The sequence below is a fragment of the Synechococcus sp. 65AY6A5 genome (genome assembly GCF_002760415.1).
Lineage (GTDB): Bacteria > Cyanobacteriota > Cyanobacteriia > Thermostichales > Thermostichaceae > Thermostichus.
In genome coordinates, this window is sequence record NZ_AXUW01000001.1 from 321,590 (window position 1) to 337,100 (window position 15,511).

A 15,511-nucleotide genomic window follows, 5' to 3' on the forward strand; every position below is an offset into this window, starting at 1 on the left:
CATCCACACCAAGTTGGGTGGCGCAAAGGTGTTTAGATGCCCAAAGTGCAACCATAGGCTACCACGAGATTGGCAAGGCGCTCTGGGTGTTATGCTCAGGGCTTTGCGGGATACCGCCTTTCTGTTTGGACTCCGTCCGAGTAGCGCGGTCGCGTCAGCGTCGCGTAGTGACAACGGAAACGGACAGAATGCTATCGCTTCACCGCTGAGCAGTAATGCTCAGCAGTGTTCAGCGTAAATGTATCAGTACCTGATGCGCCACCCCCACCAGGTGCTCAGTCGGGGCCAGATCGAGCAGGCGGTGTGGGAGTGAGGCTGTGAGCCGGAAAGCAATGCCGTGGCGGCGCTGGTGCGGCGGTTGCGGTTACGGTTAAAGGAGGTGGAGGCCCAGGATTGGCTGGAGTCGGTGTACGGCCAGGGGTACCGGCTGCGCATCCCCTCCCCGGAAGCAGACCCATAGAAGCAGTTCCCTAGAGGTGGCATGGAGGCCAAAAGAGCCGGGCCAAAGCATTCTCTCCCGCGGCTGGGCTGGGACTGGGTTTCTCTGAGGCCAACTTTTCAGCAGCACCTGAGCCAGAAGGCCGCGACAAAAGAGGCGGAATTGTTTCAGCACAGCCGCCGTCGCTTGGCCCGCAGCTTTGCCGGTGTGATGGGCGGGATCCTGGTGGTGTTTGCTGCTTTCTTCTACCGCCTGCAAGCGGAGAACCAATTGCAGGCTTTTGACGAGGAACTGCAGGTTCAGGCCCGAATCATGGCGGCGGCCATCAAGTACGAGCTGCGCCAGGGGCAGTGGCGGCTGGTCTTGAACGAGGTGCCTTTTCTGGGCAGCAAAACCCAGCCCCTTGAGCATCACCTGGCCTATGTGCGCTGGTTCGATGCCGCCAATCCCGGTGGGGCAGAGCCGCTGGGATCCCTGCGCCAATACACGGGATCCCCTCCCCCTCTGAAGTGGTTTGCCTTAGATAGCCCTCCCCACCACCTGTCTTTGGGGTTTGAGACGGTAGCGGCGGAAGAGGGCAGGCTGCTGCGCCAGCTCACCCTACCGGTGCAACAGGGGGATCAGATCCTGGGCTACTTGCAACTGGCGGTGCCGCTGGAGCCGCTGCAACTGAGCTTGGGCCGTCTGCGCTGGGGGTTGGGGATCGGGATCCCGCTGACGCTGGGGTTGATCGGCGGAGCAGGCTGGGTTTTTGGGGGGGTGGCCATGCAGCCGATTCGCCGCTCCTACGAGCAGTTGCAGCGCTTTACCGCCGATGCTTCCCACGAGTTGCGCGCCCCCCTGGCCGCCCTGATGAGCAATGCCCAGATGGCTCTGCTTGCCCCGGAAGAAGCGCAGCCCCGCCTAGAAAAGGTGGTGAGCAGCGCCCGCCGCCTCAGTGAGTTAATCGATACGCTGCTGCAGTTGGCCCGCCAGCAGGGATCCCTGCCTTTGGAGGATCTGCCCCTGGTGGACTTGCGGAAGCTGGTGCAGGAGCTGGGCGAACAATACCGGCCCCAAGCGGAGTCCCTGGGGCTGCGCTGGCAATGCGACCTGCCGGGGCCTGCCGGGAAATGGCTGGTGCGGGGGGAGGCGGCCCTGCTGCGGCAGGCGGTGGAAAACCTGCTGCGCAATGCCCTGCAGTACACCCCCGCCGGCGGCACGGTGCAGGTGAGCCTGGAAAGCCGGCCTCCCTGGGTTAGCATCCACGTGAAGGATACAGGCATCGGCATCCCTCCTGAGCACCTGCCCCACCTGTGCGAGCGGTTTTACCGGGTGGACACGGCCCGCGCCCGCCATACGGGGGGATTTGGGCTGGGCCTGGCCTTGGCCCACCAGATCGTTACCGCCCATCGGGGATCCCTGCGGGTGGCCAGCCGGGTGGGGGAGGGGTCGGTGTTTACGGTGGAGCTGCCCTTGTCATCTTCACGTCATTTTCTTTCGCCATTCTCAAGATAAGCCGCAAGGGAAAGCCCCCAGAACTCCGCCCAAAGAGCGCGAACGGGCCAACCCCAAACCGGCTTGTCCTGTCGATTGGAGTTTGTAACCATGACGATGCGTGCTTCCTTCACCCGTACCCTCGGCTGTTCCCTACCGATTTTGGTGCTCCTCACTCCCCTGGTGCTGGGATCCCCGGCGCAAGCCCAGCGGGGCCGGCCCTCGGCTCCTGGAACTGCAGCCCCCGTGCCAATGCAGCCGAGTTGGCAGAGCCCGCGGGAGCTGGAGCGAGTCAACCACGACCTGGCCAAAGCGCAGCGGGACCTGGCGGAAGCCAGCTTCTTCGCCCAGCGGGGATCCTCTCCGGCAGCGGCCCGTCTTCTGGAGCTGAGCCGCCAGAGCTTTGCCGAGGCCCAGAAGGCTCTGCAAGGGGGGAATGTCTTTGCCGCCCGCGAGCAGGCCAAGGCGGCGGAAAACCTGGCCAAAGCCGCCAAAGCTCTGTACGAAGCGGAGCTAGGCTTTGGGGGCCCTCCTGGCCGTTCCTTCTTCGAAGCCCCCCTCCGCGCCCAAGAGTCCCTCAGCCGGTTGCAAGCGGAGATGACCTTCGCCAACATCACCTCCGGCCCTGTAGCCGAGCTGCAGCAGCAAGCCCAACAGTTGTTGGGCAGGGTCAATGCCGATCCCGCTAGCTACACCTTCGCCGACTACAGCCGCAGCAAAGCCGCCTTCCACTCGGCCCGCGCCGCCTTGCACCTGTTGGCGGCTGAGCGCCTGAGCGGTCTGGGATCCCTGAGCAGCTTCTGAGTGGGTCTGCTGACCCCGAGGCAGTTGCGTTAGAGTAAAAGCCCCCGCCGCGGGGGCTGTTCTTCTGCCCAGAAATCCAGAGCCAAGAGCGCACGGCTGTCGAGTGTACCTGCGTTTTCTGCACCTGTGGCACTTTCGCAACTACCGGGATCAAAAGATCTCCTTCGAGGCGCCCAAGACCATCCTGGTGGGGGAGAACGCCCAGGGCAAGACCAACCTCTTGGAGGCGGTGGAGCTCTTGGCCACCCTGCGCTCGCGGCGGGCCGGTCGGGATCGGGAGTTGGTGCAGCAGGGGGCAGAGAAGGCCCGGATCGCCGCCACGGTGGAGCGGCTGGGGGTGGCCCACGAGCTGGCGATGGAGCTGCGCAGCCAAGGGGGGCGATCCCTAAGGGTTAACGGCCAGGGGCTACGGCGACAATCGGACTTTTTGGGGCAGGTGAGTGCCGTGGTGTTCTCCAGCCTGGATCTGGAGCTGGTGCGGGGAGCTCCAGAAGCGCGGCGCACCTGGCTGGACGGGGTGTTGCTTCAACTGGAGCCGGCTTACCTGGGCCTGGTGGAGCAGTATCGTCAGATCCTCAAGCAGCGCAATGCCCTCTTGAAGCAGGATCCCTTGGCTGCGGGCGACAAAGTACCTCAGATGGCCTTTTGGGACGCGCAACTGGCCACCCTTGGCAGCCGCATCCTGCGCCGCCGCGCCCGGCTGTTGCAGCGGCTAGAACCCCTGGCCGCCCGCTGGCACCAGGCCATCAGCGGCGGACGGGAGACCCTCAGCCTCACCTACCGCCCGCAGGTGCCCCTGCCGGATCCCCAGGCCGATCCCAAGGTGGTTCAAGCCCAATTTTTGGCCGCGATCCGCGCCAAGGCTGCTGCCGAACAGGCCCTGGGCACCTCTCTGGTTGGCCCCCACCGAGACGAGGTGGAGCTGGGCATCGACGGAGTTGCCGCCCGCGCCTATGGATCCCAGGGGCAGCAGCGCACCTTGGTCTTGGCCCTCAAATTGGCGGAGCTGGAACTGATCGAGCAGGTGAAGGGGGATCCGCCCCTGCTGCTGCTGGACGACGTGCTGGCAGAGCTGGATCTGCACCGCCAAAACCAGCTCTTGGAGGCGATTCAAGAACGGGTGCAGACTTTGGTTACCACCACCCACCTGGGATCCTTCGACGCCGCTTGGCTCCAAGGGGCGCAAATCCTGCAAGTGCACCAGGGGCAGATTGCTCCCTCCCCCGCCTCGCTCCCCTTGGCTTAAAGCAGGCCAATCCCATACCATACTCCCCTCTCCCTCTGGGAGAGGGGCTGGGGGTGAGGGAATCACTCCCTCTGGGAGAGGGGCCGGGGGTGAGGGCTCAGGGCCGCCCGCGATCCAGGCTGCGATACTGGATGGCCTCGGCGAGGTGGGTGGGGGCGATGGCCTCGGCACCCTCCAGGTCGGCGATGGTGCGGGCCACCTTGAGGATGCGGTCGCTCCCCCGCGCAGACAGGCCCAGCTTTTGGATGGCGCTCTCCAAGAGTTTGCGACAGGGCTCGGACAGGGCACACCACTGCCGCAGGTGGCGGGGTTGCATCTGGGCGTTGCAGTGGATCCCTGGCTCGTTTTGGAAGCGCTGCCGTTGGCGCTGCCGCGCCTGTTCCACCCGCTGCCGCACCGCTTGGGAAGATTCGCCGCCCTGGAGGCGGACAATTTCTTCTGGCTTGAGGCGGTTGACCCGCACCTGCAAGTCGATGCGATCCAACAGCGGCCCGGAGAGCTTGGACCAGTAGCGCTCCCGCTGCTGCGGCGTACAGGTGCAGGGCTGAACGGGATCTCCATAGAAACCGCAGGGGCAAGGGTTGGTGGAGGCCACCAGGGTGGTTTGGGCGGGAAACTCCAGAGAAACGCGGGCGCGGGAGATGGTGACCTTGCCATCTTCCAAAGGCTGGCGCAGCACCTCCAACACCTCCCGCCGGAATTCCGTCAGTTCATCCAGGTACAGGACACCGTGGTGAGCAAGGGAGATCTCGCCAGGCTTGGGGTAGGGGCCACCACCCACCAGCGCCACCGCCGAAGCCGAGTGGTGGGGAGCCCGAAAGGGCCGCTGCGTAATCAGGGGAGTCTGGCGCCCCAGGTGGAGATTTTGCCGCAACAGGCCGGCTGCCGAGTAGATGCGGGTAATTTCCAACATCTCTTCCCACTGCAGCCGCGGCAAAATGCCGGGCAGACGACGCGCGAGCATGGTCTTGCCCGCTCCCGGGCTGCCCACCAGCAACAGGTTGTGGCCGCCGGCCGCCGCGATCTCCAGGGCCCGTCGGGCGTGCTCTTGCCCCTTGACATCGGCCAAATCCAGCAGGGGTTCCGTTTCGGTGGGCAGCATCTGCTCCCGCTGGATCCGCACCGGCTCAACTCCCTGGGGGTTTTGCAGCCAGCTCACCACTGCCGCCAAAGAGGGCAGCCCATACACCTGGATCCCTTGCACCAGCGCCCCTTCCGGGCCGTTTTCTCGGGGCACCACCAGGCGGCGGATCCCCATCTCGGCGGCGCTGGCGGCGATGGGCAAAACTCCCGCCACAGGACGCAGGGTGCCATCCAGGGCCAATTCCCCCAGCAGCAGGGTGTTGGCCAGCGCTTCCCGCTCAACTACTCCTGCGGCTGCCAGGATGCCGATGGCAATGGGCAGATCGAAGCTGGGGCCCTCTTTGCGCAGATCGGCGGGGGCCAAGTTGACGATGATCCGCCGCTGGGGCAGGGCAAAGCCGGAGTTCTTGATGGCCGCCCGTACCCGCTCTTTGGCCTCCTGAACGGCTGTATCGGGCAGCCCCACCAGGGTAATCTGGGGCAAGCCACCGCCCACATCCACCTCTACCGTGACCCCCACGGCCTTGAGTCCCACCAGGGCAGCAGCAGTGACCTGAGCAAACACTCCAGTTGCCTCCCCGAGGAAAGTCTTTAGCTTAATCCTGGCAGAAGTTTTGGCCTCTGCCCTGGCCAGGGATCCCTGCGCTCTGGCTGCAGGGGCTTGGGGAGAATGTCACAATCGTTTCAGGCTTTCCCTGCCCCTCAAAAGGGGGCACTCCCCTCAGCCGACAAGGCAATGGAGGGAGGGCCCTCATCGCTAGGAGGCTATCCCAGTGGTCTTTCCTACTTCCGACCCTCCCTTTGACCATTTTTCTGGCCCCGGGGAAGAGCCCATCCCAGCGTGGGATGAGCTGGAAGAGCAGGTACAGCAGTTTGCCCGCTGCTACCGAGGGCAAGTGGCCCAGCTCAGCCCACCAGAGCTGGGAAAGGCGCTGCAAGTCTTGTTGCAGCTAACACAAGCCCTGGCAGCTCACCTTGCAGAGGGCAGGGAAGGGATCCCGGCTACCCCTGTTCAGGCCCCAAGCTGGCGGGATCTGGAACGGGCTATCTCCCTGCAAAGCCACTTGCTCTTTTTCCCCCTGGAGCTGCAGTCCCTGTTGGCTGTCTCTCCCGACGAGCCTGCCGCCGAGTTGCCGCCCGAGCCAGAGGAGCGGCGCTTGGATCTTTTGGCTGCTGCCTGTGCCGATCCAGGGCTGCGCCCCTTTCGCCAGTTTCTGTGTGGCCTCCTCCAGCAGCGAGGTCACCAGCAGGCGGAGCCTCTGGAACGTCTACTCCACCAGCAGCGCCTGGCCGGACGCTTGGCCTGGCGGCAGTTGTGGCAAGTCACCCTTAGCTCCCCCGCTCTCCCCCAACAGCAGTCGACTGAAACCCTTGCCCACCTGCAGAGCCTGCAAACCCACCCCAGCGCTGAGATCCGCTGGGCGGCCTACCAGCGGTTGGGCCAACACCTAGAAGCCCATGCAGAGCTAGGGGGATTTATTCTCAGCGTCCTCATCCGCGACCACCTCTGGGAAGCCCAGTGGCGGGGCTACGATTCTGCCGCCGAGCTTTACCTGGCTCGCCATGGCCTCGGCCAGCCCTTTTGGGAGCAGCTGCTGGACGGGATCCGCGATCGCTTCGACCTGTTCCAGCGCTACTACCGCCTAAAAAGCCGCGCCCTGGGCCGTTCCATCCGTACCTGCGACCTCTATGCGCCCTGGGGGGATCCGGCTCCTCCCCTCACCGCCGCCGAGGCTACCTCCCTGGTCTGGGCGGCCCTGCAAGAGTTCTGCCCCGACTGTGCAGCCCAGGCCAAACCCTGGTTACCGGAAATCCGCTCCAACTTGGAAGCACCCGCCGGCAAGCCAGAGACGCCATCGTTAGGGGGTGAACCCCTCGCCTTGCTGCTGCAAGCCCTTGAAGCCCTCAGCCGGCGGCTCCGGCCTGAGGGGCCTCGGGTTTGGCTGGATCTGGAGGAGCTGCAAGGAACTGTCCAGCCCTCCTGGGAAATTCGGGTGCACACCGCGTTTTTACAGCAGATGCTGCTCGACTACCTGCTGGAGGGGGCGCGGGGCACGCCGGCGCCACCTCGTCTCCGCGATCGGGGAAGCGGGCCGGAGGCCTTGCGCTCCGGCAGCCTTACCTTGGCCCAGGCCCTGTTGATTCACCACCTGGAGGCGCAGTTGCAAGCCGTGTTCTACCAGAGCTTGATTGCGCGGCTGGAGCTGCTCCTCTACCGGTCGGAGATCTCGCAAGGCGACACCGCTCCACTGGCCCCATCCGAGGCTGGCCCTACCTACTGGGTCGGCGAAGAGTGGCTGAAGCTGAGCCAGGAGCTGTGCGGCGATGCGGTGGAGCTGTTGCCGGAAGAGCAGTTCCGCTGGGTGGGGATGCCGGAGCTGTTTCTGCGCCCCTTCAGCGCCCCTCAGGTCAGCCTGGCCAGCCTGGTTGCCCTGGCCTGTTACCGCCAGTATCATCTGTCTCCGCGGACCTTTTTGCCCAGCTACCTGAATTGGCTGGCCAGCCCGCCCGGATCCCTAAGCTGGGCAGAATCGGCCCAGCTGCTCCAGGTGGAGCTAAGCGACCCAGAGGCAGTGTTGCAGGGGTTGGAGGAACTGGAGCATTGGATCGAGGTGCTGGAAGAGCTGCTGGAAGAGGATCAAAACTAGGGGACTGCGGCCAGCTGACCTTTGGCGTAGCGAGAAGGAGACAGCCGCGCCATCAACTGCCACGGCCGCAAGCGCGGCTCCGTCACTGAGGTGCTGGTCTTGTCAAAATAGCTGGCCCTGGCTACTCAATCACCACATTCTTGGGCGCGCCGTTCACCTCGGGGCGCCCCTGGTTGAAATTGGCCAAAAAGGTATCCGGATCCTTGAGGCTGAAGACCAGCTTTTTGCAGGGTACTTGCAGCCCCAGCGGCCCCAGCAGAGGGATGAAGAGGGTCTTTTCCTGCAGCAACGGAATGGCAACCACCCCCTGGGTGCTGGTTACCGCGCCCACCAACCCCTGGAAATCGGTGCGCACACCCAGGCCGTAGAACCAGGGCCAGGAGAAGCGCTCCCCTCGTCCCAACTCGCTTAGAGAAAAGGTTTCGTTGAACAAGTTGCCCACCCGCACCATTAACTTGTCCTGCAGCAGATCGACGTATGCCGACTCGCTGCCCACCCCAAACAGAGCCAGCGGCAAACTTGCCAGGGGATTGGAGTCGATGGCCATGTAGTAGCGCATGAGAAATCTCCGAGTCACAAACAGAAAGACCAGGTAAGCCGCGGCTCCCAGCCCTGCTAATTATAAAAAATCTTCCCCGCTGCCGAACGGACAAAAAGGCATTCCATCTGCCCTTAAGCTAAGTGGGTATGATGGGTTGCGTTCTTTCGGCAAGCCACTGGCCAGCGAGGAAAACAGGATGGATTTGCGCGCCTTCATCCGCTTGGTGCCCGATTTTCCCAAACCCGGGATCCTCTTTCGCGACATAACCCCCCTGCTGCGGGATCCAGCAGGCTTTCGGGCGGCAATTGAACAGTTGGCTGCCGGTACTGCCACTATGGGATCCCTGGACTATGTGGTGGGCATTGAGTCGCGGGGGTTTATTCTGGGGGCTGCTTTGGCTCAGCATTTGGGGTTGGGATTTGTCCCGGTTCGCAAACCCGGCAAGTTGCCACCGCCGGTGCTTAGCCAAAGCTATAGTCTAGAGTACGGCCAAGACCAGCTGCAACTCCATGCCCACGCCCTGCGCCCCGGCGACCGGGTGGTGATCGTGGATGATGTCATCGCCACCGGGGGCACTGCTGCCGCCACCGCTCAGTTGGTGGCCCAGAGCGGCGCTGAGGTGGGAGGGTTTGCCTTTCTAATTGAGCTGGCTTTCTTGTCGGGCCGCAAGCTCCTGCCCCCTGAGATCCCCACCCATGTGGTGATGGTGGACGAATCCAACTAGGGGATCCACACCTCACCGCAGGCGCAGCGGCTGGCGGACGGCCACCTCTGTTGCTTTGGCTTTGGGCAGGGGTTGGGTCAAGTGGCTGAGCTGAGCCTGGGCCTGCAGCTGCTCCTCAATCCAGTCGGCCAGCTCCCGCATGTAGAGGGCCACATGGAGGGCGTGGTCGCGCCGCACTGGCTCCACCCCCTTTTCGGCGAGGCGGGCCAGGATAACCGGATCGCTGAGCTCTTCCAGGGCAGCAAAGTCCTCTGGCCGGTCAAACCCCAGCTCTGCCATCTTCTCAAACACATACCCCAGCCGCAGGCCCGTGGCCTGGCACCGGGCTTGCCAGGGATCCCTCAGGACAAAGGCAGCGGTGCGATAGGCTGTTTGGGCAATGGTGCGCCAAGTGCCGCGGTGGATGTGTAGGCTAAGCTGCTGCTGATTCCAGCCCAGGGCTTCTCGCACCAGCAGGCCGCAATTGCAGCGGGTACTATCCCGCCAGCAGTACTCGCGATCCCAAAAGCCCCAGTGCTGGGCCTGCAAGCGATCGGCGGTGCGGCGCAAAAGGGCCGCCAGCTCCGGTGTAGGACGCATCATCAAGGCGGCAGAGGAGATCCCTTCCAGTCTAGGCAGGCGGGCGGCTGGGAACAACCCAGGCTTAATCCTTTTTTGAATTAACTGAATCTGTTGCTTGAACCTGGGTATCTTCAGCAGCCAAAGACCGTTGCCGCTGACGGTGGCGTTGCCAGGCCCCCCAGCTTACTCCCGCCAACAGCAGCGAGGCCCCGCCCAGATAGGTACCCCCTGCCGGCAGGCCGGCCAGGGCCAAGGCCAGGGATCCCCCCCAGAGGGTCATGGCGTAGATCAAGAGTACTGAATGCCGCTGCGACAGGCCGGCTTTGAGCAGGCGATGGTGCAAGTGGCCCTTGTCGGGATGAAAGGGGGACTTGCCTCTAGCCAGCCGCTTGAGGATCACGGCAGACATATCCAAAATCGGCACGGCCAGGATAAAAAACGGCAGGGCCACCGCCAGCGTGGTTACCCCCTTGGCCACCCCAATGACCCCGATCCCGGCCAGGGTAAAGCCCAGAAAGTAGGCTCCCCCATCTCCCATGAAGATCTGGGCCGGGTTGAAGTTGTAGCGCAAAAAGCCCAGGCAGGCCCCGGCCAAGGCTGCCGCCAGCATGGCCGCCGCCGGCCGATCCAGGAGCAGCGTTACCATCAGCATCACGACTGCTGCGATCCCCGACACGCCTGCCGCCAAGCCATCCAGGCCGTCCATGAAGTTGATGGCGTTGGCCATCCCCACCAGCCACAGCAGGGTAACCAGCAGGCTCAGCCATACCGGAAAGGGCCAGATGCCGATCCCCGGTAGGTTAATGAACTCGATGCGCACCCCCACTCCCCAGGCGGCGGCAGCCACCCCAAACTGCATCGCCAGGCGGGAAAAGGGCGACAACTGGAACAGATCGTCGGCCAGGCCGATCAAAAAAAACAAAACGCCGCCAATGGTTACCCCCCAGATCTCGTACTCCTGCTCGGTGCGCAAGCCGGCGAAGGCTCCGGCTCCCCAGAGCAAGAGTAGTGCCACCAGGTTGCCAAAAAAGATAGAGACCCCCCCTAGGCGCACCATCGGCTGCCGGTGGATCTTGCGCTCATCGGGAAAATCCAACTGGCCGCTGCGGATCCCGACCGCCTTCACCACCGGGGTTGCCCAGAGAACCACACAGGCAGCAGCCAAAAAGGCAACCAAGTAAGGCATGGCAAGCCGTAGCGAGGAGGGGGGTTATCCCAAGTGGGGGTAGAGCGGAAAACGGCGGCAGAGCTCGGCCACTCGCCGGCGACAGGCTTCGAGCACACCCGGATCCCCTGGCTGGAACAGGCAGTCAGCGATAATTTCCCCAATTTCCTCAAATTCTGCCGGCCCCAGGCCGCGGGTGGTCAAGGCCGGGGATCCCAGGCGCAGGCCGCTGGCCACAGAGGGCGGCTGCGGGTCAAAGGGGATGGTGTTTTTGTTGGCAGTAATGTGGATCTCTTCCATCAGGCGATCCGCCCGCTTGCCTGTCATCACTGGATCAGCAGCCCCGTTTTTCTCCAGCACTGCCGAGACCGAGCGCAGATCCAGCAACACCAGGTGGTTGTCGGTGCCCCCTGAAACCAGCCGGATGCCCCGCCGCTGCAGCGTTGCCGCCAGCGCCTGGGCATTGGCAATGACCTGGGCTGAGTACTGGGCAAAGCTGGGCTGCAGGGCTTCTCCAAAGGCCACCGCCTTGCCGGCAATGACATGCTCCAAAGGCCCCCCTTGGCTGCCGGGGAACACCGCCTTGTCCAGCTTTTTGCCCAATTCCGGGTCGCGGGTGAGGATCAGCCCGCCGCGTGGCCCCCGCAGCGTCTTGTGGGTGGTGGTGGTGACCACATCGCAGATAGGTACCGGGTTGGGGTGGTGGCCGGTGGCCACCAGGCCGGCAATGTGGGCGATATCGGCCATTAGATAGGCCCCCACCTCGTCGGCAATGGCGCGGAAAGCGGCAAAGTCAATGATCCGCGGATAGGCCGAGTAGCCGCAGATAATGAGCTTAGGCCGGTGCTGCCGGGCCAGATCCCGCACCTGGTCGAAGTCAATCCGCTCCGTCTGGGGATCCACACCATAGTGCACCACGCGGAACCACTTGCCGGAGACATTGACTGGCGAGCCATGGGTAAGGTGGCCGCCGTGGGCCAGATCCATGCCCATGATCGTGTCTCCCGGCTGCAGCAGGGCCAGGAAAACGGCAAAATTGGCCTGGGCGCCGGAGTGGGGCTGCACGTTGGCGTGGGCCGCTCCAAAGAGTTGCTTGGCGCGGTCGATGGCCAGTTGTTCGATCTCGTCGATAAACTCGCAGCCGCCGTAGTAGCGCTTGCCGGGCAGCCCCTCTGCATACTTGTTGGTCAGCACCGAGCCCTGGGCGGCCAGGACAGCCGGCGAGGTGAAGTTCTCGCTGGCAATCATCTCCAGGTGATCCCGCTGCCGGTTGAGCTCCTGCTGGATGAGGCGGTAGACGACGGGATCCGTTTCCGCCAAAATGGCCAGGTTGTCCCGGGGAGTGGTCAAGCTTTGCGGAGCGGCTACCATGGTGACGCCAAGAGCGAACGTTGCAAAGAAAAAGATCCAGAATTGCCCCGCTGTCGCGACAGCGTTGCGGAGCAACATCGTAACACGATTGGGGCCGGGCTGGGGGATCCCGCAGCGGCCAAACCCAGAGCCAAAGGCCGCTTTGTAAAGAATATTTTTAGGCCCCAGGTCTGGTCACCAGCCGGGGTAAAGTGAGGAGCAGGTTCACAGCACTGGGTTTTAGGGAGTTGGCTATGACCGACGCGCAAGTTTTCACCATCCTGGCCATTGCCCTGGTGCCGGCCGTGATGGCCGCGCTCCTGGGATCCGCCTTGGCCCGCAGCTAGTTTCCATCTGGAATAAGGTTGCTCTGGATCCCTGGGCCTGTCCTACAGAGCAGGCCCTTTTGAGTTGAGGCGCAGAGGCCGCGCCTGGGGCTCTTTGCCATTGGCTAAAGTTGGATTAGAGAGACTACCGGCAGCCGACCCAGAAGCAACTTGAGCCAGGTGGATCTACAGCGGCTTCAGCGCGCCCTTTCTCTAGAGGCGGAGTTGGGATTTACCGACCTGCGGGGGCGAGAGCAGACCTTCTCCCAGTTTTTGCAGAGCGTGTTTGGCCAGGATCCCCCTGCGGGTTGGACGCTGGATGGAGAGGAGCGACGGCGGTGGAAAGAACTGGGATCCCGCTATCGCCTCTACCCCCAGTTGGAGCTGGCGGAGCGGCAGCACCTGGTGGCGGAAACCCGCCGCTGGCTGGATCGGCTGCGTCGTCAGCAAGAGCAAGCCCAATCTGGCCCACCCAGCCCTGCTTTGCCCCCGCCCAAGGGCCTCAGCTTGGAGCAGCCGCTGCAATTTCTCAAGGGCATTGGCCCCAAGTCGGCGGAGAAGCTGGCACAACTGGGCCTGCACACTGTGCGCGATGCCCTCTACTACTTCCCACGGGATCACCTGGACTATTCCCGCCGGGTGCTCATCCGCCAGGCCAAGGTGGGGGAGACCGTTACCCTGGTGGGGACGGTGAAAAGCTGCAGCTGCTTCACCAGCCCCAAGAACCCCTTGCTGACCATCTTGAACCTCAAGATTGCCGACAAAAGCGGCATAGTCACCCTCAGCCGCTTCTACAGCGGGCGGCAATTTGCCCAGCGCAGTTGGCAGGCGGCCCTGGAGCGGCAGTACCCCAAGGGGGCAGTGGTGGCGGCCAGCGGCCTGGTGAAAAAGGGCCGCTTGGGCTTGACGCTGGACAACCCGCAACTGGAGGTGCTGGGGGGAGAGGGCGAGGATCCGGAGAGATTGGGCAAGATTCTACCCGTTTACCCCCTTTCAGAAGGGATCCCCGCCGATCTGGTGCGCAAGGCCGTCCAGCTCGCCCTGCCGGCAGCTGCCTTGGTGGAGGATCCCTTGCCGGAGCCCCTGAAGCGGCAGTTGCAGCTGTTGGACTTGCCCCTTGCCCTGCAGCAGATCCACTTTCCCAAGACGCAAGAGCTGCTGGCCCAGGCCCGGCGGCGGCTGGTGTTCGATGAGTTCTTCTACCTGCAACTTAGCCTCTTGCAGCGGCGGCAGCGCTACCGCGCCCAAGCTCAGGCTGTACCTCGCTACCAGCCGGCCAGAGGAGAGCTCTTGGACCGCTTCTACCAAATCCTGCCCTTCCAGCTGACCGCTGCCCAGCAGCGGGCCATTGACGAGATCCTGGCGGATCTGCGGGATCCCTTGCCCATGAACCGCCTGCTGCAGGGGGATGTGGGATCCGGCAAAACTGTGGTGGCGGTGGCGGCCTTGCTGGCGGCGATTCAATCCGGCTGGCAGGCGGCCCTCATGGCCCCCACCGAGGTCTTGGCCGAGCAGCACTACCGCAAGCTGGTGGAGTGGCTGAGCCAACTGCAAGTGCCCGTTGAACTCTTGACCGGCTCCACCCCCCCCGCCAAGCGGCGCGAGATCCTGCGGCAGTTGCAGACCGGGGAGCTGCCCCTAGTTGTTGGTACCCATGCCCTCATCCAGCCGGCGGTGCAGTTTCGCAACCTGGGCTTGGTGGTTATCGACGAGCAGCACCGCTTTGGCGTCGAACAGCGGGCTGCCCTGCAACAGAAAGGGGATCACCCCGATGTCCTGACCATGACGGCCACCCCCATCCCCCGCACCCTTACCCTGGCCCTGCACGGGGATCTGGATGTTACCCAAATTGACGAGCTGCCCCCGGGGCGCAAGCCGGTGCATACGGTGGTGGCTCGACCCGGGGATCGCCTGCAGGTGGTGCGGCTGATGGAGCGGGAAATTGCCCAGGGACGGCAGGCCTACGTGGTGCTGCCCCTGATTGAGGAGTCGGAGAAGCTGGATCTCAAGTCCGCCATTGAAGAGCACCAGCGCCTGCAGGAGAAGGTCTTCCCCCAGTTCCGGGTGGGCCTGCTGCACGGGCGCCTAACTAGCAGCGAGAAAGAGGCTGTCATCGAAGCCTTTCGCCGGCGGGAGCTGGATATCCTCGTCTCCACCACAGTGGTGGAAGTAGGGGTGGATGTGCCCAACGCCTCGGTGATGCTGGTGGAGCATGCCGAGCGCTTTGGCCTCTCCCAGCTCCACCAACTGCGGGGGCGGGTGGGGCGGGGATCCGACCAGGCCTACTGCATTCTAATGACGGGATCCCAAAGCGAAGAGGCCCTGCGCCGGCTAAAAGTCCTGGAGCAGTCCCACGATGGCTTTTTCATTGCCGAGATGGACCTGCGCTTCCGCGGCCCTGGGGAGGTGATGGGCACCCGCCAGTCGGGGCTGCCCGACTTTGCCCTGGCCAGCCTCATGGACGACCAAGAGGTGCTGCAGTTGGCCCGCCAGGCGGCCGAGCAGCTCATTGCCCAAGACCCGGAGCTGCAGCAGTGGCCCCGCCTGCGCCGCATACTGGAAGAACGCCAGGCCCGCCTGTTGGGGCCGGCTTTGTTGACGTGACATACTCCCGTCCCTCACCCTGAAGCGCTCCGCGCCGCTGACGCGAACGGGTAGAGGGCGGGCTTCTCGGTGACTCCTGCTACCGCATAGGACGTTTTCCGAGCTTTAAGAACAGGATGCCCCACCGCTCTGGATTTGATTACCCTTGCCGAGTTGTGGTCCCGTGACAGCCTTAGCCCACAGTAGGGGCAATCGTGCCACCTTTCGTGGAGTTTTTTGGGAACCACCTGACCACACCCGGAACACTCTTGACTTGTGCCGTTTGGATTCACTGCAATCGTTAACAGCCCAGCTCTTTCAGCCTTGACCTTAAGGATTTGCAGGAATTGTCCCCACCCGGCATCATAAATAGACTTGGCTAGTCTGGTTCTAGCCAGACCCCCAATAGTAAGCGCCTCATGAGCAATGTGCTTCCCCCTACTTAACAACTCCTTTGCCGTCTTGTAGTGAAAATCTTTGCGCTGGTTGGCTACCTTCTGGTGCGCTTTGGACAACCTCTTTACCGCTTTCTTGTAGCGGTTTGACCCTTTCTTTTTCCGGGATA

The 15,511-nt window shown here is 63.5% G+C and carries 13 protein-coding genes and 2 pseudogenes; 9 read left to right on the top strand and 6 right to left on the bottom strand.

All coding sequences use genetic code 11. From position 1 onward, the window contains the following. The 5 genes and pseudogenes from SYN65AY6A5_RS14250 to recF all read left to right on the top strand — a co-directional run. Window positions 1-238: pseudogene (locus tag SYN65AY6A5_RS14250) on the top strand (RNA-guided endonuclease TnpB family protein); the annotation flags it as partial. 93 nt (window positions 239-331) lie between these two features. After that, window positions 332-460: pseudogene (locus SYN65AY6A5_RS14255) on the top strand (DNA-binding response regulator); the annotation flags it as partial. A 21-nt stretch (window positions 461-481) separates the two neighbouring features. Beyond that, window positions 482-1,936 (top strand): HAMP domain-containing sensor histidine kinase, encoded by a 1,455-nt coding sequence (locus SYN65AY6A5_RS01495; protein ID WP_099883761.1) that lies wholly within the window; start codon window positions 482-484, stop codon window positions 1,934-1,936. Window positions 1,937-2,026: 90 nt separating this feature from the next. After that, complete coding sequence (locus SYN65AY6A5_RS01500; protein ID WP_099883763.1) at window positions 2,027-2,719, top strand: DNA-binding protein; 693 nt, start codon at window positions 2,027-2,029, stop codon at window positions 2,717-2,719. A gap of 103 nt (window positions 2,720-2,822) precedes the next feature. Continuing rightward, complete coding sequence (gene recF / locus SYN65AY6A5_RS01505; protein ID WP_011430838.1) at window positions 2,823-3,965, top strand: DNA replication/repair protein RecF; 1,143 nt, start codon at window positions 2,823-2,825, stop codon at window positions 3,963-3,965. 97 nt (window positions 3,966-4,062) lie between these two features. On the opposite strand, the gene SYN65AY6A5_RS01510 is transcribed toward recF, so the two are convergent. Next, window positions 4,063-5,613: a YifB family Mg chelatase-like AAA ATPase gene (locus SYN65AY6A5_RS01510; protein WP_011430837.1), complete on the bottom strand. Its 1,551-nt coding sequence runs from the start codon at window positions 5,611-5,613 to the stop codon at window positions 4,063-4,065. Window positions 5,614-5,821: 208 nt separating this feature from the next. Here SYN65AY6A5_RS01510 and SYN65AY6A5_RS01515 point away from each other — a divergent pair, with 208 nt between their 5' ends. Next, window positions 5,822-7,696 (top strand): peptidase M3, encoded by a 1,875-nt coding sequence (locus tag SYN65AY6A5_RS01515; protein ID WP_099813020.1) that lies wholly within the window; start codon window positions 5,822-5,824, stop codon window positions 7,694-7,696. Between the two features lie 121 nt (window positions 7,697-7,817). Here SYN65AY6A5_RS01515 and SYN65AY6A5_RS01520 read toward each other — a convergent pair whose 3' ends face one another. Continuing rightward, window positions 7,818-8,255: a hypothetical protein gene (locus tag SYN65AY6A5_RS01520; RefSeq protein WP_011430835.1), complete on the bottom strand. Its 438-nt coding sequence runs from the start codon at window positions 8,253-8,255 to the stop codon at window positions 7,818-7,820. A gap of 178 nt (window positions 8,256-8,433) precedes the next feature. Between SYN65AY6A5_RS01520 and SYN65AY6A5_RS01525 the strand changes: the two genes are divergently transcribed. Then, window positions 8,434-8,961: an adenine phosphoribosyltransferase gene (locus SYN65AY6A5_RS01525; protein ID WP_011430834.1), complete on the top strand. Its 528-nt coding sequence runs from the start codon at window positions 8,434-8,436 to the stop codon at window positions 8,959-8,961. Between the two features lie 12 nt (window positions 8,962-8,973). On the opposite strand, the gene SYN65AY6A5_RS01530 is transcribed toward SYN65AY6A5_RS01525, so the two are convergent. Genes SYN65AY6A5_RS01530 through glyA form a run of 3 tightly spaced genes read right to left on the bottom strand, consistent with a single transcriptional unit; the run spans window position 8,974 to window position 12,058 of the window. Beyond that, complete coding sequence (locus SYN65AY6A5_RS01530) at window positions 8,974-9,597, bottom strand: hypothetical protein (protein WP_011430833.1); 624 nt, start codon at window positions 9,595-9,597, stop codon at window positions 8,974-8,976. Window positions 9,598-9,604: 7 nt separating this feature from the next. Beyond that, window positions 9,605-10,708: an MraY family glycosyltransferase gene (locus tag SYN65AY6A5_RS01535; protein ID WP_240527843.1), complete on the bottom strand. Its 1,104-nt coding sequence runs from the start codon at window positions 10,706-10,708 to the stop codon at window positions 9,605-9,607. Window positions 10,709-10,732: 24 nt separating this feature from the next. After that, window positions 10,733-12,058: a serine hydroxymethyltransferase gene (glyA, locus tag SYN65AY6A5_RS01540; RefSeq protein WP_049749769.1), complete on the bottom strand. Its 1,326-nt coding sequence runs from the start codon at window positions 12,056-12,058 to the stop codon at window positions 10,733-10,735. Between the two features lie 233 nt (window positions 12,059-12,291). On the opposite strand from glyA, the gene psaM reads away from it, so the two are divergent. Continuing rightward, a complete protein-coding gene (gene psaM / locus SYN65AY6A5_RS01545) occupies window positions 12,292-12,384 on the top strand; it encodes a photosystem I reaction center subunit XII (protein ID WP_041438450.1) in 93 nt (30 codons plus the stop codon). Between the two features lie 159 nt (window positions 12,385-12,543). Next, window positions 12,544-14,967, top strand: a complete 2,424-nt coding sequence (gene recG / locus SYN65AY6A5_RS01550) for an ATP-dependent DNA helicase RecG (RefSeq protein WP_099813349.1) — start codon at window positions 12,544-12,546, stop codon at window positions 14,965-14,967. Window positions 14,968-14,981: 14 nt separating this feature from the next. Here recG and SYN65AY6A5_RS01555 read toward each other — a convergent pair. Beyond that, window positions 14,982-15,511 (bottom strand): RNA-guided endonuclease TnpB family protein (locus SYN65AY6A5_RS01555; RefSeq protein WP_143597120.1); only part of this gene is annotated, 530 nt, incomplete at its 5' end.